The organism is Pseudomonas sp. MS19, from assembly GCF_013277615.1.
Lineage (GTDB): Bacteria > Pseudomonadota > Gammaproteobacteria > Pseudomonadales > Pseudomonadaceae > Aquipseudomonas > Aquipseudomonas marincola.
In genome coordinates, this window is the sequence record NZ_VBTO01000016.1 from 1 (window position 1) to 16963 (window position 16963).

Below are 16963 nucleotides of genomic sequence, written 5' to 3' on the forward strand. Positions count from 1 at the left end.
GACGCTTTTTGATGCAGCGCTATAACTGGCAAAGGCCACATCAATTCAACAGCGGGCTGGCGCCCGCTGTTGCTGAAGAAAAACTTAAAACCGTGTCCGGGATTAGTTGACCACTACATTGTATTACCAAGCCAGATGGCAGTTATTGGTTTGTGCCGTGGGAAAAAGTGCATGCCATCGCGCCCAGTGTGACTAACTTGAACACTGGAGGGGCCAGCCAGCACGGTAGCTTGCTCTTATGGTTTCCGCTTGAAGGTTTAGAGCATGAAAATTACGGGCCAGATGTAGAGGGCTGGGTATTGATGGTTAATCCCGGCGGCGGGATTTCATCAATGGCGCAGTGGGAATGTATACGCAGCTTTATGGAGGTAGGGCCTGAGGTTGTACCGGAGGCGCTTGAGAACATTTGTGGCTTAAGTCTTGGGCAGATTTTCTGGCGCGAATTTGAAGTCTCTCGCCAGAAAATAGGCCTCTTCCTAACGGTGGTTTGGGAGGTTGGTTGCATGTTTCCAGTGTTCAACCCTATGGGTGCATACTGGATAACTCAGAAAAAACTCAAGCACATCCCAGACCTCACCGCCCCTGAGGTCATCGAATGGTCCAAACCGCTGCCAACTGAACAATGGGCCAAACGCTCCCCTGAGTTAGAAGAAGCCATCCTTCAGCGCGAGGCTGAATTAGCAGTACAGGTCTAGCCGCTAATACTCAGAAAGCATGCGCTACATCATCAAAGGCAAGGATGCTTCATGACCGAGCAGGTAGGCGACATCAAGCAAGTTTTTCTATGGAAGCAAGAACATCTTGCACCTTTACCCATCCCCACAGGCCAGCCTGCCAGTGATTTGATGAATATCGTTTGGCGCAAAAATCATGTGTTCTTAGATATTGGAAGTTTCGCAATGGGGGCTGGCTGGCTTACTTTGTATATGGGCTCAGTTCTGTTCATTGCTAGCGCAGCATATGCAGCTTGGGGCATAGGAGATTACTGGGCTGGCTTTGCAGTGCTGAGTGTTACAGGAGGGGGAATAATGGGCCCTCTCTGGTACTTATTCATCAAACAATGGCGCAAGCCACTTATTCCGCCCATTCGCTTTAACCGGCAACGCAGGGAAGTTTGTATTACCAAACCAGATGGCAGTTATTGGTTTGTGCCGTGGGAAAAAGTGCATGCCATAGCGCCCAGTGTGACGAGTTTAAATACTGGTGGAGCTACAAGACATGGCAGTCTCTTACTGTGGTTTCCACTTAAAGGCTTAGAGCACAAAGCCTATGCGCCGGATGTAAAAGGTTGGATATTGATGGTTAATCCCGGTGGTGGGATTTCATCAATGGCGCAGTGGGAGTGTATACGCAGCTTTATGGAGGTCGGCCCTGATGTTGTACCGGAGGCTTCGGTATTTCGTCATCGCGATATGAGCATCTGGCAAAGCTATGTGTTTGATGTTAAGCAAGCGGCTAAAGAGCGGGGTTGGCTTCTGGCTTTAGTTTGGGATGCATTTCTGGGCGAAATTATTTTCAATAGCATTCTATATGACTATTTCTTGCGCAAAAAAATGGTTGTCGTCCCCGACCTCACCGCCCCTGAAGTTATCGAATGGTCCAAACCGCTACCCCCTGAACAATGGGCCAAACGCTCTCCCGAGTTGGAGCAGGCCATCCTTCAGCGCGAGGCTGAACTAGCGTCGCGCTGAAGGATGGCTGCCTCGATTAGACGCTCCAGATACCTCAGCTTAATGATGATCCTCAGCTTCTATTGGCGGTGAACCTGCCGGCCATATTCACAACAGGCTTGTGAGGGTGGTCAGCTCAGCCATGTGGGCTCACAATATGTGCAGTGCCAAAGGCCACAAACCGATGTGCCCTTTGGTCTTTACCTGCAAATTTTCTATGGAATCCTGATCATGCGCCTGTTGCATACCATGCTGCGCGTTGGCGATATGGACAAGTCCATCGCTTTTTATACAGAAGTGTTGGGCATGACCCTGTTGCGCCGCAAAGATTACCCCGACGGTAAATTCACTCTGGCATTTGTCGGCTACGGCGATGAAGCGCACAACTCGGTGATCGAGCTGACCCAAAACTGGGGCGTAGAGAGCTACGAGTTGGGCAATGGTTACGGCCACATCGCGCTTGAAGTCGAAGACGTATACAAGGCCTGCGAAGACATTCGCGCGCGGGGCGGCAAGATCACCCGCGAGCCGGGCCCGATGATGCACGGCAACAGCATTCTGGCGTTTGTCGAAGATCCGGACGGCTACAAGATCGAGTTGTTGTCACCTTTGCGCACCGACTGAGCTGACTAAGGTTGCAAAGCGCCCCGTTTGTGCGGTTCTATCAGGTTTTGCGCAAACGGCGCGTTGAATTTACTGCCCACGTCTAGAGGTGCCTTTATGCATAACTCAGTTTCTGCGGTCGATCCGGAAGGGTTACTCGAATATTCCGTGGTCTATACCGACCGCTCGCTCAATCACATGTCGCAAGCATTTCAGCAAGTCATGCGCGACATCTCGCAGACCCTCAAACAGGTGTATAACGCCGAAGCGGTTGCGGTTGTGCCTGGCAGTGGTACCTACGGCATGGAAGCGGTTGCCCGCCAGTTTGCCGGTGACAAGAAATGCCTGATCGTGCGTAACGGCTGGTTCAGTTTCCGCTGGACGCAGATTCTCGACATGGGCCGCATTCCCAGCGAGACCACGGTGCTCAAGGCCCGCCCGCAATCTGCCGACAAGCAAGCGCCTTATGCGCCGCCACCGATTGACGAGGTGGTCGCCGCCATCCATGCCAATAAGCCTGATGTGGTGTTCGCGCCGCACGTTGAGACCTCTTCCGGGATTATCTTGCCGGATGCTTACATGCGTGCGATTGCCGAGGCTGTGCACGCGGTCGGTGGCCTGTTTGTGCTCGACTGCATTGCCTCCGGAACGCTGTGGGTCGACATGCAGGACATTGGTGTCGATCTGTTGATCAGCGCGCCGCAAAAGGGCTGGAGCGCATCGCCTTGCTGCGCCCTGGTAATGTTCAGTGGCGAAGCGCTTGCGCGGATTGCCGACACTGAAAGCAGCAGCTTCGCTTGCGACCTGAAAAAATGGCTGCAGATCATGCAGGCCTATGAGCAGGGCGGCCATGCATATCATGCGACCATGCCAAGCGACTCGCTGGTGCGTTTTCGCGATGTGATGCGCGAAGCTGAAAATTACGGTTTTGCTGCGCTGCGTGCCAACCAGCAGGAGTTGGGTGACCGGGTTCGTGCCTTACTGGCCAGCAAAGGTATCAACAGTGTTGCCGCGCAGGGCTTTGAAGCGCCTGGCGTGGTGGTTTGCTACACCGATGATGCCGATATCAAGACCGGTAAAAAGTTTGCAGCACAAGGCCTGCAAATTGCGGCGGGCGTGCCGTTGCAGTGTGATGAGGGCGCTGATTTCCAGACCTTCCGGATCGGTTTGTTCGGGCTCGATAAGCTCTACAACATCGACCGTACGATCGACACGTTGGCGCAGGCGCTGGATCAGGTTCTGGCGGGGTAAATTTGCTGTAAAAAACAGTCTCTCCCGGGTTTCAACAACCCGGGAGTCGCGGTTGGTAGAGCCACAATCGTTGCCATGCGCTGTTCTGGCGTTGGCAGCCGTTGTGTATATCTGAGTCTTGCGGCGCCTTTGATTGGCGCGGTACTGCTTGGTAAATCGGTAACGCAAAGCGGTTTACAGGTCGAAGTCGTACTCTGCCAACTGCTTGTTCAAACGGCGCTCATCAAGGAAATTATCGATGATGCGACGCTTGGTCAGGTTGGTTTTTGCCACCTCGATCGGTGCTTCCGTGTCGTCGCTGTCTTCAGAGACAAAGTCGTCGTCGAGCTCAAGGTCTTCTTTATCAGTGCTCATATGTTTCACTCCCGGCTACACAGGCCATTTGCGCACCTTATAGCGGTAAAACATGAGCGGGTAAAAAAGATTTTTTCAATCGGATAAGACAAAAACTCAGGGAAAAATCAATCGTCCGAAGTTTTCTGCTTGAACTCGCACAGATCTTCGATCCGGCAACTGCCACAGCGCGGCTTTCTAGCCAGGCAAACGTAGCGGCCGTGCAGGATCATCCAGTGGTGGGCATCCAGCAAAAATTCCTTGGGGACGAACTTCAGCAGCTTCTTTTCGACCTCAAGCACGTTCTTGCCGGGGGCTACGCCGGTGCGATTGGCGAAGCGAAAAATGTGCGTATCGACCGCCATGGTCAGTTGCCGAAACGCGGTATTGAGCACCACGTTGGCAGTCTTGCGGCCAACACCGGGCAGGGCTTCGAGTGCTTCGCGGGTTTCGGGTACCTGGCTGCCGTGCAGTTCGACCAGCATGCGACAGGTTTCGATAACGTTTTTGGCCTTACTCGGGTACAAGCCGATGGTTTTGATGTAGCTGCACAGGCCGTCATATCCGAGCGCATAAATGGCTTCCGGGGTATTGGCAACCGGGAACAGCCTGGCAGTAGCTTTGTTGACGCCGACATCGGTGGCTTGCGCCGACAGAATCACCGCAATCAGCAGTTCGAATGGCGTGCTGTACGCCAGCTCGGTTTTCGGCTCGGGCAGGTCTTCGCGCAACCGGCGGAATATCTCATAACGTTTGGCGGCGTTCACTCGACAACTCCGGTCACGCGTACGCGTCGGCTTTGTGCCGCAACCGCGGGCTCGCGGGCCTTGGCGCGTTCGGCCAGCGATTCATCAATACGGTTCTTCAGGGCAATCAGCAGGCCCAAAACAATAAATGCGCCCGGCGGCAGAATAGCCAGCAAGAAGCCTTTGTAATCGCTGAATACGGTAACTTGCCAGTTGGCTGCAGAAGGGCCGAACAACAACTGCATGTTGGCGAACAGCGCGCCGGTGCCAAACAGCTCGCGCAGGGCTCCAATCACGACCAGCACCGCACCAAAACCCAAGCCCATCATCAAGCCGTCGTAGGCCGCGCGGGCGGGATCGTTCTTGGCGGCAAAGGCATCGGCGCGGCCAAGGATCACGCAGTTGGTGGTGATCAGCGGGATGAAAATGCCGAGAATTTGATACAGCTCATAGGTGTAAGCCTGCATGAGCAGCTCAATGCAGGTGGTGAGCGCGGCGATGATCATGACGAACGCCGGCAAGCGCACTGCCGTGTTGACTACGCCACGAACCAGCGACACCGCGGTGTTGGAGCAGATCAGCACCAGTGCGCTGGCCAGTGCCAGGCCCAAGGCGTTTACCGTCGAGTTACTGGTGCCCAGCAGCGGACAAAGCCCCAGCAGCTGCACCAACCCCGGGTTGTTCTTCCACAGGCCGTTGATGGTTATTTCGCGGTAGCTGACGCTCATCAGTTAGCCCCCGATTCAGATGATTTGGCGGCGAATAGTTCGCTTTTGTGCGCATCCACATATTGCAGCGCCTTGTGCACTGCTTTTACTACGGCGCGTGGAGTGATGGTCGCCCCGGCAAACTGATCGAACTGGCCACGGTCCTTTTTCACAGCCCAGCCATCGGCGTCGGGATTGCTCAGCGACTTGCCGTCAAAAGCGCGAATCCACTGGCTCTTGGCCAGATCGATCTTGTCGCCCAGCCCCGGTGTTTCCTTGTGGCTCAGCGCGCGTACGCCCGCCAAAGAGCCGCTGGACTGTACGCCAACCAGCAGGTGAATCGCGCCGCCGTAACCGTCGGGCGCAGTGACCTTGAGAATCACGGCTGTCGGCTGGGTGCCCTTAAGTGCAATGTAGGCATCTTGCGCGGTTTTGTTGCCGAGCAGTTCAGGGTCGAACACGCTGATGCTGTTATCGAGCAGGTGATTGTCGTAACTGCCAGCCGGCAGGATCTCGCTGAGTGCACGTGCCTGCGCGTCGCGCTCGGCGGCGGCAATCCGGTCACGGGTACCGAGTTGGGTGAGGGCGACAACGCCAACGGTCACGATCGCGAACAAGCCCAGTACCAGGCTGTTCTTGAGCATCGAGCGGCTGATTTCAGGGAGTGCCATGCTTATTCGCCTAGCTTGAAGCCACGCGTCGGCTTGCGATGGCCGTACGTGCGTGGTCGTGTGTAGTAATCGATAGTGGGTGCCGCCAGGTTCATTAACAGCACGCCGAAGGCGATGCCGTCAGGATAACCGCCCCAGGCGCGGATCACGTAAACCAGAATGCCCACACCTGCGCCGAATATAAGGCGCCCGAGGTTGCTGGTGGCGCCTGATACCGGATCGGTGACGATAAAGAATGCGCCGAGCATGGTCGCGCCGCTGAGCAAATGAAACAGCGGCGAGCCGTGTGAATCTGAGCCGCTGCCGTTCCAGAAAATCAGGCTCATGATGGCCAGCGCCGCGAGCATTCCTACGGGCGCGTGCCAGGTAAACAGACGCTTGCGCAGGAGGTACAGGCCGCCCAGCAAAAAGCCGAGATTGACCATTTCGCTGCCCGCACCGCCGATATAACCGAACGCCGGATTCTGTGTCCACAGCTCATCGATGGTCAGGCTTTTATTGATCTTCAGCGTATCCAGCGCGGTGGCTTGCACCCAGCCATCTGGCAGGTTGGCAAAGCCGAAGATGTGCTGCAACGCACTCAGCGGCCCGGTCATGTGCGGTGCTGGCCAGGTGGTCATCTCTACCGGGAACGACACCAGCACCACAACATAACCAATCATCGCCGGGTTGAATGGGTTCTGACCAAGGCCGCCGTAAAGTTGCTTGCCCAATACAATCGCAAAGCCCACCGCAACCAGTGTCAGCCACCAGGGCGAGTAGGGCGGCAATGCCAGTGCCAGCAATACGGCCGTGACCACGGCGCTGTAATCTTTGAGGAAGAACCCCAGCGGACGCTTGCGCAGGGCCAGTATCAACGCCTCAAAGCCGATGGCGCAGAGACATGCCCAGAGCAGATTGATCAGCGTGCCAAAGCCATACAGCCAGGTCAGGGCTAGAATGCCCGGCACGGTGGCCAGCAGCACTTGCAGCATCACCTGCTGAGTACGGTTGTTGCCTTTGGCATGCGGCGATGTAATACGTGGCAGGGCCATCGTTGCTCCAGTTGCTCTACGTCGGGGTTGCCACTGCACCTATTAGCGGTGCAGCGGGCCCTTGAGTGTCAAGGCTATAGCGTCGGGCGCTATTGGCATCTCTCGTTAGGCGTTGCTGTGTTCTGCAAGCTTTTGTTCTGCATCGGCTAGCCGCGCGCGGGCGGACTCAAGCGCCTCAGCAGCGCTATTGTCATCGCGTTCCAGCTTGCGCAAGTCCGCACGGGCAAAAGCCACTTCGGTCTTTAGTGCACGGGTCGTTTCATCAATCGGCTGCTTGTCCTTGCGCTCCAGCACGGGTGCTGGCTTGTTCGAGTTTTCCTCGGCCGCATGCAACTGTTGCTCAGCTTGCTTGACTGCCTCGCGCAACGGCATCAGCAGCTCTTCACTGGCCTCGGCTTTCTCGGCCTTTTTCAGCTCGGCACGTTTCATCGCCAATTCGATTTTGGCTTTCTTCAGGCCGCCATCATCAACCGGCTTAGTCGCTGCAGGCGTCGCCGCTTCAGTTGGTTGCAGGCTGGCGAGCTGTTGCTCGGCGGCGACCAGTTGGCTGCGCAGTTTTTCCAGCTCGGCTTGCTGCTCGGCATCTGGCGCTTCGACTTTCTCCAGCTTACGCACTTGCGCGCGAAGCATGGCGGCGTCGATCTTGGCCTTTTTCAGCGCTGCGTCATCAACCGGCTTGGCCGCAGCAGGCGCCGACGCTGCAGTTGGTTGCAGGCTGGCGACTTGTTGCTCGGCGGCTGCCAGTTGGCTGCGGAGTTTTTCCAGTTCGGCTTGCTGCTCGGCGTCTGGCGATTCGACTTTCTCCAGCTTGCGCACTTGCGCGCGGAGCATGGCGGCGTCGATCTTGGCCTTTTTCAGCGCTGCGTCGTCGACTGGCTTGGCCGCAGCAGGCGCTGCAGATTCAGTTGGCTGCAGGCTGGCGACTTGTTGCTCGGCGGCGGCCAGTTGGCTGCGCAGTTTTTCCAGTTCGGCTTGCTGCTCGGCGTCTGGCGATTCGACTTTCTCCAGCTTGCGCACTTGCGCGCGGAGCATGGCGGCGTCGATCTTGGCCTTTTTCAGCGCCGCGTCATCCACCGGCTTGGCCGCTGCGGGTGCAGCGCTGGCCATGGCTTCGTCCAGCGCTTTTTGCGCGGCTTCGGCGGCAAGCGTAAGTGCACTGACCTGCGCTTGCAGTTCCGCTGTGTCGTGAGCTTCCAGCTGCTTCTGCGCCTTTTTCAGGGCGACATTGGCCATGCTGGCTTCGATTTTGAGCTTCTTCTGCACATCGCTGAGCCCGGCGGACTTGCCGGCAGGCGCGGCGTCACTCGCTGGAGTGTTGGTGCTGGCTTCAGCCTGTGCGGTCTTGGCTTTGGCGGCGCGCTCAGAGCGTGCCTTGCGCTCGGCTTCTTTCTGTTCTTCAGCGCGACGCAGACGCTCCTGGCGCAGCTCGAAGCGCTGTTTGGACTGTTCGGCCTTGAGCTGCTTTTGCTCAAGCTCGCGAATCTCGCCTTTGGCGGCGCGGTAGTACTGCACCAGCGGAATGCTCGACGGGCACACGTAAGCACATGCACCGCACTCGATGCAGTCGAACAGGTTATGCGCCCGCAGTTGTTCGTGCTCCTGGCCGATTGCAAAAAAGTGCAGTTGCTGCGGCAGCAAACTGGCCGGGCAGACTTCGGCGCAATCACCGCAGCGGATGCAGGGCAGGGCTTTGGGGGGTGCTGGCAACTCGGCTGCTGTCGAGGCCAGCAAGCAGTTGGTGGTCTTGATAATCGGTACATCAATGTTGGGCAGGGTGAAGCCCATCATCGGCCCGCCCATGATCAGGCGGTTGAGTTTGGTTTGATCCAGCCCGGCAAATTCGAGCAGTTCGCGCACGGGCGTGCCGAGCAGCACTTCAACGTTCATCGGCCTTGCCAGCGCTTCGCCGGTGAGGGTGGTGATGCGCGAGATCAGCGGTTTGCCCAGTACAACTGCATCATGCACGGCAACGGCAGTACCGACGTTCTGGCACAGAATGCCGATGTCGGCAGGCAGGCCGCCGCTCGGGACTTCAACGCCGGTTAGAATCTGGATGAGCTGTTTTTCACCGCCAGAGGGGTATTTGGTCGGGAACACGCAAACCTGAAACGGGCGCTCGCCCAAGGCCGCTTTTACGGCGGCAATGGCTTCTGGCTTGTTGTCTTCAATGCCAATCAACACCTGCTCGGGCTGAATCAGTTGCGCAAGAATTTCGATACCGCTGAGCATCGCCTCGGCGCGCTCACGCATCAGTACATCATCGGCGGTGATGTACGGCTCGCATTCGGTGCCGTTAATCACCAGCGTATGAACCTTCTGCGTCGGTCGTGAGGTCAGTTTGACTGCACTGGGAAAGCCCGCGCCGCCCAAGCCGCTGATACCGGCCTCGCGAATAATCCCCAGCAGCTCGGTAGTTTCCAGTTGCGCATAATCCGGATGCGGCGTCAGCGCGGCCCAGGCGTCATTGCCATCGCTGTCGATAACAATCGCCATCGCGTCCATACCCGAGACGTGCGGGTACGGTTGCGGGCCGATAAAGCTGACGGTGCCGGAAGTGGGGGCGTGTACCGGTGCACTGACAAAACCATTGGCCTTGGCAATCAACTGGCCCTTGAGCACGTTGTCGCCGACGGCAACAATCGGCTCGGCAGGCGCACCAATGTGCTGGTTGAGTGGCAGCACCAGACGCTTGGCCAGCGGCGCTGTCTGGATCGGCGTGCGGTTGGAGAGTTCTTTGCGCTCGGGAGGATGGATGCCGCCCGGAATATCCCAGATTTTCAGGCTGCTCATGCGGCTTTGCCCCGGTCGCTGTCATCGCGATCACTGGCGATCAACTGGCCCGGTGCCAGCGGCTGTTCCCATTTCCAGGTTTGCACGGTGCGGCCTACTTCAATCATATCGATACAATCCACCGGGCACGGTTCGACGCAGAGGTCGCAACCGGTGCACTCGCTGACAATTACCGTGTGCATCTGCTTGGCGGCCCCGACGATGGCGTCAACCGGGCAGGCCTGAATGCACTTGGTGCAGCCGATGCATTCGGCTTCGCGAATGAAGGCAACCATTTGCGGCTTTTCGCCTTCAACGGCGTCCAGCGGCTCGGGCTCGACGTCGAGCAAATCGGCCAGCGCCTGAATCGTGGCTTCACCACCCGGCGGGCACTTGTTGATCTTGTCGCCGCCGGCAATGGCTTCGGCGTAGGGCTTGCAGCCCGGATAACCGCACTGGCCGCATTGAGTTTGCGGGAGCAGGGCGTTGACCTGTTCGGCAATCGGGTCGCCTTCGACCTTAAAACGCACGGCCGCGTAGCCGAGAATCGCGCCGCAGATCAGGCACAGGCCGAGCAGCGCCAGAATTGCACTGATGACCAGACTCATAGCTTGATCAAACCGGTAAAGCCCATGAATGCCAGCGACATCAGGCCGGCGGTGACCATGCCTATCGCGGCGCCCTGGAACGACTTGGGTACATCGGCAATCGCAATACGCTCGCGCATGGCGGCGAACAGTACCAGCACCAAAGAGAAGCCCAGCCCCGCGCCAAAGCCGTTGGCGGTGGCAGTGATAAAGGTGAACTCACTTTTGTTGGCGTTGAGCAGGGCCACGCCGAGCACGATGCAATTGGTGGTGATCAGTGGCAGGAAAATCCCCAGCACCCGATAGAGCAGCGGGCTGGTCTTGTTCACCACCATTTCAGTGAACTGCACCACGACGGCGATCACCAGAATGAAACTGATGGTGCGCAGGAACTCGATATCGAGTGGCTTGAGCACGTACTGCTGGACGAGATAGCTGCACATCGCCGCGAGTGTCAGCACGAAGGTGGTGGCCAGTGACAGGCCGATAGCGGTCTCGATTTTCTTGGACACGCCCATGAAGGGGCACAGGCCAAGAAACTGCACCAACACGAAGTTGTTTACCAGGATGGCGCTAACCAGAATCAGAGCGAGTTCGGTCATTGCAGGTACCGTTTGGACGGGCAAAGGCCGTATAAAAAGGGCGCGTATTATCGTTAAGCTGGCACTTGCAGACAAGTCAGCATTGTCTGGCGTGTTATCCGCCCATAAGCCTAGCACCGCTGGTGGCGGCTGCTGCGGGGCTGGTTGGCGTTACCCGGGGTTGCCGGGTAACGCCGATTGCAGCTGCTTTACTTGACGCGTTGGCCGGGCTTGGCGCCGTTGTCCGGGCTCAGCAGGTAAATTTCTTCACCGCCAGGGCCGGCTGCCAGCACCATGCCTTCGGACACGCCGAACTTCATCTTGCGCGCCGCCAGGTTGGCCACGTACAGGGTCAGGCGGCCTTCGAGCTTGCTCGGGTCCGGGTAGGCGCTCTTGATACCGGAGAACACGTTGCGCTTGGCATCGCCGATATCCAGAGTCAGGCGCAGCAGTTTGTCGGCACCCTCCACGAATTCGCACTTCTCGATCAAGGCAACGCGCAGGTCGACGGCAGCGAAGGCATCAAAGGCGATTTCCGCCGCGATGGGCTCTTTGCTCAGCTCGCCATTGCCGGTAGCAGCAGGTTGGTTGCCGGCTTCAGCGGCGGCGAGGTCTTCTTTCGAGGCTTCGATCATGGCTTCAATTTTCGCAGGTTCAATTCGGGTCAGCAGTGCGCTAAACGGATTCAGTTGGTGAGCGCCCAGCAGCGTCTTATGGTCGTCCCAGGTCAGCGGTGCGACATTGAGGAACGCCTCGGCGTCGCTGGCCAGCTTCGGCAGAACCGGCTTGAGGAAGATCACCAACTGGCGGAACAGGTTGATCGCCAGCGAACAGATGGCTTGTACTTCTTCCTGCTTGCCTTCTTGCTTGTTCAGCGACCACGGCGCTTTGTCGGCGATCCAGGCGTTGGCGCGATCGGCAAGACCCATGATCTCGCGCATGGCGCGGGCAAAGTCACGGTTCTCGTAGGCTTCGGCAATGCTTGGTGCGGCGGCCTGGAAGGCGTCGGTCAGCTCTGGCGCGGCGTTGCCGGTCGCCATCAAACCGTTATTGCCCTTGTGAATGAAGCCTGCACAGCGGCTGGCGATATTGACGACCTTGCCGACCAGATCCGAGTTGACCTTCTGTACGAAGTCTTCGAGGTTCAGGTCGAGGTCATCCACGCCACGGCCCAGCTTGGCTGCGTAGTAATAACGCAGGTATTCCGGGTTCAGGTGATCCAGGTAGGTGCGCGCCTTGATGAAGGTGCCGCGAGACTTCGACATTTTCTGGCCATTAACGGTCAGATAGCCGTGTACGTTGACCGCAGTCGGCTTGCGGAAGCCCGCGCCTTCGAGCATGGCTGGCCAGAACAGTGCGTGGAAGTTGACTATGTCCTTGCCGATGAAGTGATACAGTTCGGCCGTCGAGTCCTTGCACCAGAATTCTTGGAAGTCCAGCTCAGGGCGGCGCGAGCAGAGATTCTTGAAGCTGGCCATGTAGCCGATTGGGGCGTCCAGCCATACGTAGAAGTATTTGCCTGGCTCGCCCGGGATTTCGAAACCGAAATACGGCGCGTCACGGCTGATGTCCCACTCGTGCAGGCCAGAGTCCAGCCACTCGGCAATCTTGTTGGCCACAGCATCCTGCAGCGCGCCGCCGCGGGTCCACTGCTTGAGCATGGCGGTGAATTCAGGCAGCTTGAAGAAGAAGTGCTTGGAGTCTTTGAGCACCGGCACGGCGCCGGAGATGGCTGAGCGCGGGTTTTTCAGCTCGGTCGGCTCATAAGTGGCACCGCACTTTTCGCAGTTGTCGCCGTACTGGTCTTCGGCCGCACACTTGGGGCATGTGCCCTTGATGAAACGGTCTGCCAGAAACATGCCCTTCTCAGGGTCGAAGTACTGGGTAACCGAGCGCGTGGCGATATGGCCGCGTTCGGCGAGCGTCTGGTAAATACCGGCAGACAGCTCGCGGTTCTCTTCCGAATGTGTCGAGTGGAAGTTGTCGAAGTCGACCAGGAACTCGGCAAAGTCGGCGGTGTGTTCAGCCTTGACGTTGTCGATCAACTGCTCGGCAGTGATGCCTTCCTTTTCGGCGCGCAGCATGATGGCCGAGCCGTGAGCGTCATCTGCGCAAACATAGATGCACTGATTGCCGCGCAGTTTCTGGAAGCGTACCCACATGTCGGTCTGGATGTACTCGAGCATGTGGCCAAGGTGGATTGAACCATTGGCGTAGGGCAGGGCACTGGTAACGAGAATCTTGCGGGCTTCAGACATAGAATTCGCTGCACTGGTAAAACAAAGGAGGTCGGTAACTATATAGCGCCGGACGATTTTTTTCATCCTGCGCAGGAGTTTGCGTAGTAAAAGTCTGGTTCTGGCGCAACAGTGGCTTTGCGGTAAGATGACTGCTTGCGTTACTTGACCTCAGTTTGGGAGTTTTCATGTCTGTCACCCGTGAAGTGGTTGAAGCCACCCTTCGTCAGTACACCGATCCACACTTGAATCAGGATCCGGTCACTTCCGGGTGTCTGCGCGAAGTGGATGTACAAGGTGCCAAGGTGTCTGTGCGCCTCGAGTTGCCGTATTCCGCCGGCCTGTTCAAAAGCGGCTGGGCGCAAATGCTGGAAATGGCCCTGAGCAATCTCGATGGCGTTGATAGCGCGGTGGTGACAGTCGATTGCGTGGTGCAGGCGCATAAGGCGCAGGCCCAAGTGCCCGCGCTGGAAAACGTGAAGAATGTGATTGCTGTGGCGTCGGGCAAGGGCGGTGTGGGCAAATCCACTACCGCAGCCAACCTTGCACTGGCGCTGGCTCGCGAAGGTGCGCGTGTCGGTATTCTCGATGCGGATATCTACGGGCCCAGTCAGGGCATTATGTTCGGTATTGCTGAAGGCACGCGGCCACTGGTCAAGGATCAGAAGTGGTTTGTGCCGATCAAGGCGCATGGCGTTGAGGTCATGTCGATGGCCTTTCTCACCGACGAGAATACGCCTGTGGTCTGGCGTGGGCCGATGGTCTCCGGTGCCTTGCTGCAACTGATTACCCAAACCGCCTGGGATAACCTTGATTACCTGATCGTCGATATGCCGCCAGGCACCGGCGATATCCAGTTGACGCTGGCGCAAAAAGTGCCGGTTGCCGGTGCAGTAATCGTGACTACGCCGCAGGATTTGGCGTTGCTGGATGCCAAGAAGGGCGTAGAGATGTTCCGCAAGGTCAATATTCCGGTGCTGGGTGTGGTCGAGAATATGGCTGTGCACATCTGCTCGAATTGCGGCCATGCCGAGCACCTGTTCGGTGAAGGCGGTGGTGAGAAGCTGGCGGCGCAGTTTGACGTTGATCTGTTGGCCTCGATGCCGTTGTCGATGGCCATCCGCATGCAATCCGATGGCGGCAAGCCAACCACCATTGCCGACCCTGAAAGCCAGATCGCAATGATCTATCAGGAAACCGCAAGAAAGGTTGGCGCACGCATCGCTCAGGGCGACGCAAACGCCCAGGCCATGCCGACCATCTCAGTCAGCGACGACTGACAGCAATCAACCCGCCGCGTGCAACACGGAGGATGGATAGCGGCGCTATGCGCCGCAATCCGTCAGGCGATTGATGGGTCGCTGCATAATGTGGGTCGCATTGATCAACCGGCCACCTGCGGTATCTGCAAAGCGCAGCCATGTACACCCCACAAACCGCCATGACGGTTTACCCTTCGGGTTAACCATCCTCCTCGGGACGCGAACCTATTCGTGTCATACGCAACACGGAGGATGGATAGCGGCGCTTTGCGCCGCAATCCGTCGGGCGATTGGTGAATCGCCGCATGATGCGAGTCGAGTTTATTGACCGGCCAACTGCGGTATCTGCAAAGCGCGACGGTGTACACCCCACAAACCGCCATGACGGTTTACCCTTTGGGTTAACCATCCTCCGTCGGGACGCGAACCTATTCGTGCCGTACTAAACATGGAGGATGGATAGCGGCGCTTGCGCCGCAATCCGTCGGGCGATTGGTGAATCGCCGCATGATCTGGATCGTATTGATCAACTGGCCACCCGCGCACCTGTAAAGCGCAGCCGTGTACATCCCACAGAACGCTATGACGGTTTACCCTTCGGGTTAACCATCCTCCGTCGGGACGCGACCCCATTGTGCCGTACGCAATCCGTCGGGCGTTTGATACGTCGCCGCAAGATTAGGATTTCTGCAGGCATAAAAAAACCCCGCCGAAGCGGGGTTTTTTATAGGGAGGACAAGTTAGATAACTTGTACTTCCTCAGCTTGCATGCCTTTCTGACCACGGGTGGCCACGAAAGTCACTTGCTGGCCTTCTTTCAGGCTCTTGAAGCCATCGCTCTGGATAGCTTTGAAGTGTACGAACAGGTCATCACCAGATTGTGGAGTGATGAAGCCGTAGCCTTTCTCATCGTTGAACCACTTAACGGTGCCAGTTTGACGATTAGACATGTGAAATCTCCTAACAAAAGTAATTACAGCCCTGGAAAAAACCAGGCCGGGACTGAGTGCAACGAGTACTAGGAGTCGGACGATGTTTGGATCGAAATCTAGGCATCAAGTAGCGATTCGCGGTGACACATGCAGCACAGTGGAAGCACCATACCCCTTTTTTGCGCTAAGAGCGAATGCTCTGTGCACCTTTCTGTTATTTATTGACTGATGGCGCGAAATAACCGGCCAATGACGACACTCGTCAACAGACTTTGAACCTCAAGGCAAGCACCGGTAAGATGCGCGCATTGTTCATTCATAACCTCATTCAGGACATCAGCCATGAGCATCAAATCGGATAAGTGGATTCGCCGCATGGCCCAGGAAAACGGCATGATAGAGCCGTTTGTCGAGCGCCAGGTACGGACTGAAGGCAGCGAGCGGCTGATCTCCTACGGCGTTTCGAGCTACGGCTACGACGTGCGTTGCGCAGATGAATTCAAAGTTTTTACTAACATCAACTCAGCAACGGTCGACCCAAAAAACTTTGATGAAAAAAGTTTTGTTGACGTTAAAAGTGATGTTTGCATCATCCCGCCAAACTCATTTGCACTGGCGCGCACGGTTGAGTACTTCCGCATTCCGCGCAACGTACTGACTATCTGCCTGGGCAAAAGCACTTACGCGCGTTGTGGGATTATCGTCAACGTCACCCCGCTGGAACCTGAGTGGGAAGGCCACGTGACGCTGGAGTTCTCCAACACCACGACGTTGCCGGCGAAGATTTACGCCAACGAAGGCGTGGCGCAGATGTTGTTCCTTGAGTCTGACGAGGCCTGCGAAGTCTCTTATAAAGACCGTGGCGGCAAGTATCAGGGCCAGCAGGGCGTTACCCTGCCTAAAGCCTGATCCCGCACTACAACGCAAAAAGCCGAGCATTTGCTCGGCTTTCTTGTGCGCGCAGTTTTCGGACTTCTTGAACCAACCTTGCCGAGAACGCAGCCGTTTTTGAGTCGATAGGCTCGTTGCGGATTAAACCAGCTATCGCGTGACGGGTTTCGCTTGGCTCTACCCATCCTCAGTGTTGGGATGAGTAGAAAGCGAGTTCTTCAGCGACTCAGAGCGCCTTATAAAGGGAAGTTGGCCCTGCCCAGAGACTGTTTGATGATGTCCATGACGGCGGCGGTCATCACCGAGGTCGATACACCAAACATCAGGATACCGTTGGAGGCTTCCAGCGGGCCGAGCAGGCGCCATTGTTCGGACATGACGATATCGCCGTAACCCAACGTCGCGAAATTCACCCCGGAGTGGTACAGCGCGGTGGTGAAGTCACTGAATTCGCCGAGCCAGATAAATACCTGCGCCCAGATGGCCATCTGCACGAAGTTACCGACCAGCATCAGGATCATGATCAGTGACAGCAACACGATATTGTTAACGAATGGCCTTTCGAGATCGATGATTTTTTTGCGATGGGTGATGTAGGCACGCAAGCACAAGGCAACGAATATCGCCTGGAATATCAGGCAGATCAGCATCACGGGGATACCAACAAGTAGGTTCATAAGCATTTCGGG

General features: G+C 57.0%; 17 protein-coding genes. 6 read left to right on the forward strand and 11 right to left on the reverse strand.

Features of this window, described 5'->3' with window-relative positions; translation table 11 throughout:
• Positions 1-188 precede the first annotated feature (188 nt).
• The 4 genes from FEZ62_RS16940 (at position 189) to FEZ62_RS16955 (ending at position 3524) form a co-directional block, all read left to right on the forward strand.
• On the forward strand, positions 189-695 hold the full coding sequence (locus tag FEZ62_RS16940) for a hypothetical protein (protein ID WP_172929110.1): 507 nt from the start codon (positions 189-191) through the stop codon (positions 693-695).
• Positions 696-746: 51 nt separating this feature from the next.
• The gene (locus FEZ62_RS16945; RefSeq protein WP_172929112.1) at positions 747-1691 is read left to right on the forward strand and encodes a hypothetical protein; all 945 of its coding nucleotides are present in this window, start codon (positions 747-749) and stop codon (positions 1689-1691) included.
• 210 nt (positions 1692-1901) lie between these two features.
• The gene (gloA, locus tag FEZ62_RS16950; RefSeq protein ID WP_172929114.1) at positions 1902-2294 is read left to right on the forward strand and encodes a lactoylglutathione lyase; all 393 of its coding nucleotides are present in this window, start codon (positions 1902-1904) and stop codon (positions 2292-2294) included.
• Positions 2295-2390: 96 nt separating this feature from the next.
• A complete protein-coding gene (locus FEZ62_RS16955) occupies positions 2391-3524 on the forward strand; it encodes an aminotransferase class V-fold PLP-dependent enzyme (RefSeq protein ID WP_172929116.1) in 1134 nt (377 codons plus the stop codon).
• Positions 3525-3698: 174 nt separating this feature from the next.
• Here the strand turns inward: FEZ62_RS16955 and FEZ62_RS16960 are convergent, their stop codons facing one another.
• From FEZ62_RS16960 to metG, 9 genes are all read right to left on the reverse strand, one after another.
• Entirely contained in the window at positions 3699-3878 is a 180-nt protein-coding gene (locus tag FEZ62_RS16960) for a hypothetical protein (protein WP_069899335.1), read from the reverse strand.
• A 107-nt stretch (positions 3879-3985) separates the two neighbouring features.
• Complete coding sequence (gene nth / locus FEZ62_RS16965; RefSeq protein ID WP_172929118.1) at positions 3986-4624, reverse strand: endonuclease III; 639 nt, start codon at positions 4622-4624, stop codon at positions 3986-3988.
• Entirely contained in the window at positions 4621-5331 is a 711-nt protein-coding gene (locus tag FEZ62_RS16970; protein WP_090508738.1) for an electron transport complex subunit E, read from the reverse strand. Before FEZ62_RS16970 ends, nth begins: the two co-directional genes overlap by 4 nt.
• A complete protein-coding gene (rsxG, locus tag FEZ62_RS16975) occupies positions 5331-5981 on the reverse strand; it encodes an electron transport complex subunit RsxG (RefSeq protein ID WP_172929120.1) in 651 nt (216 codons plus the stop codon). Before rsxG ends, FEZ62_RS16970 begins: the two co-directional genes overlap by 1 nt.
• Before the next feature lie 2 nt (positions 5982-5983).
• On the reverse strand, positions 5984-7015 hold the full coding sequence (locus tag FEZ62_RS16980) for an RnfABCDGE type electron transport complex subunit D (protein WP_172929122.1): 1032 nt from the start codon (positions 7013-7015) through the stop codon (positions 5984-5986).
• A gap of 105 nt (positions 7016-7120) precedes the next feature.
• Entirely contained in the window at positions 7121-9805 is a 2685-nt protein-coding gene (gene rsxC / locus FEZ62_RS16985; RefSeq protein WP_172929124.1) for an electron transport complex subunit RsxC, read from the reverse strand.
• Entirely contained in the window at positions 9802-10392 is a 591-nt protein-coding gene (gene rsxB, locus FEZ62_RS16990) for an electron transport complex subunit RsxB (RefSeq protein WP_069899329.1), read from the reverse strand. The genes rsxC and rsxB overlap by 4 nt, the downstream gene beginning before the upstream one ends.
• Entirely contained in the window at positions 10389-10973 is a 585-nt protein-coding gene (gene rsxA / locus FEZ62_RS16995) for an electron transport complex subunit RsxA (protein ID WP_069899328.1), read from the reverse strand. Before rsxA ends, rsxB begins: the two co-directional genes overlap by 4 nt.
• A gap of 188 nt (positions 10974-11161) precedes the next feature.
• Entirely contained in the window at positions 11162-13276 is a 2115-nt protein-coding gene (metG, locus tag FEZ62_RS17000) for a methionine--tRNA ligase (RefSeq protein ID WP_172929132.1), read from the reverse strand.
• A gap of 101 nt (positions 13277-13377) precedes the next feature.
• Here metG and apbC point away from each other — a divergent pair, with 101 nt between their 5' ends.
• On the forward strand, positions 13378-14469 hold the full coding sequence (apbC, locus tag FEZ62_RS17005) for an iron-sulfur cluster carrier protein ApbC (protein ID WP_090508733.1): 1092 nt from the start codon (positions 13378-13380) through the stop codon (positions 14467-14469).
• A 722-nt stretch (positions 14470-15191) separates the two neighbouring features.
• On the opposite strand, the gene FEZ62_RS17010 is transcribed toward apbC, so the two are convergent.
• Positions 15192-15401, reverse strand: a complete 210-nt coding sequence (locus FEZ62_RS17010) for a cold-shock protein (RefSeq protein WP_010484518.1) — start codon at positions 15399-15401, stop codon at positions 15192-15194.
• Between the two features lie 324 nt (positions 15402-15725).
• Between FEZ62_RS17010 and dcd the strand changes: the two genes are divergently transcribed.
• Entirely contained in the window at positions 15726-16292 is a 567-nt protein-coding gene (gene dcd, locus FEZ62_RS17015; protein ID WP_069899325.1) for a dCTP deaminase, read from the forward strand.
• Between the two features lie 218 nt (positions 16293-16510).
• On the opposite strand, the gene FEZ62_RS17020 is transcribed toward dcd, so the two are convergent.
• On the reverse strand, positions 16511-16957 hold the full coding sequence (locus FEZ62_RS17020) for a potassium channel family protein (protein ID WP_090508732.1): 447 nt from the start codon (positions 16955-16957) through the stop codon (positions 16511-16513).
• Positions 16958-16963 lie beyond the last annotated feature (6 nt).

What these genes read in the sequence shown, in the direction of transcription:
- FEZ62_RS16945 (WP_172929112.1), top strand. Translation starts at nt 747, where the DNA reads ATGACCGAGCAGGTAGGCGACATCAAGCAAGTTTTTCTATGGAAGCAA.
- gloA (WP_172929114.1), top strand. Translation starts at nt 1,902, where the DNA reads ATGCGCCTGTTGCATACCATGCTGCGCGTTGGCGATATGGACAAGTCC.
- FEZ62_RS16955 (WP_172929116.1), top strand. Translation starts at nt 2,391, where the DNA reads ATGCATAACTCAGTTTCTGCGGTCGATCCGGAAGGGTTACTCGAATAT.
- FEZ62_RS16960 (WP_069899335.1), bottom strand. Translation starts at nt 3,878, where the DNA reads ATGAGCACTGATAAAGAAGACCTTGAGCTCGACGACGACTTTGTCTCT.
- FEZ62_RS16970 (WP_090508738.1), bottom strand. Translation starts at nt 5,331, where the DNA reads ATGAGCGTCAGCTACCGCGAAATAACCATCAACGGCCTGTGGAAGAAC.
- rsxG (WP_172929120.1), bottom strand. Translation starts at nt 5,981, where the DNA reads ATGGCACTCCCTGAAATCAGCCGCTCGATGCTCAAGAACAGCCTGGTA.
- FEZ62_RS16980 (WP_172929122.1), bottom strand. Translation starts at nt 7,015, where the DNA reads ATGGCCCTGCCACGTATTACATCGCCGCATGCCAAAGGCAACAACCGT.
- rsxC (WP_172929124.1), bottom strand. Translation starts at nt 9,805, where the DNA reads ATGAGCAGCCTGAAAATCTGGGATATTCCGGGCGGCATCCATCCTCCC.
- rsxB (WP_069899329.1), bottom strand. Translation starts at nt 10,392, where the DNA reads ATGAGTCTGGTCATCAGTGCAATTCTGGCGCTGCTCGGCCTGTGCCTG.
- rsxA (WP_069899328.1), bottom strand. Translation starts at nt 10,973, where the DNA reads ATGACCGAACTCGCTCTGATTCTGGTTAGCGCCATCCTGGTAAACAAC.
- metG (WP_172929132.1), bottom strand. Translation starts at nt 13,276, where the DNA reads ATGAAAAAAATCGTCCGGCGCTATATAGTTACCGACCTCCTTTGTTTT.
- apbC (WP_090508733.1), top strand. Translation starts at nt 13,378, where the DNA reads ATGTCTGTCACCCGTGAAGTGGTTGAAGCCACCCTTCGTCAGTACACC.
- FEZ62_RS17010 (WP_010484518.1), bottom strand. Translation starts at nt 15,401, where the DNA reads ATGTCTAATCGTCAAACTGGCACCGTTAAGTGGTTCAACGATGAGAAA.
- dcd (WP_069899325.1), top strand. Translation starts at nt 15,726, where the DNA reads ATGAGCATCAAATCGGATAAGTGGATTCGCCGCATGGCCCAGGAAAAC.
- FEZ62_RS17020 (WP_090508732.1), bottom strand. Translation starts at nt 16,957, where the DNA reads ATGCTTATGAACCTACTTGTTGGTATCCCCGTGATGCTGATCTGCCTG.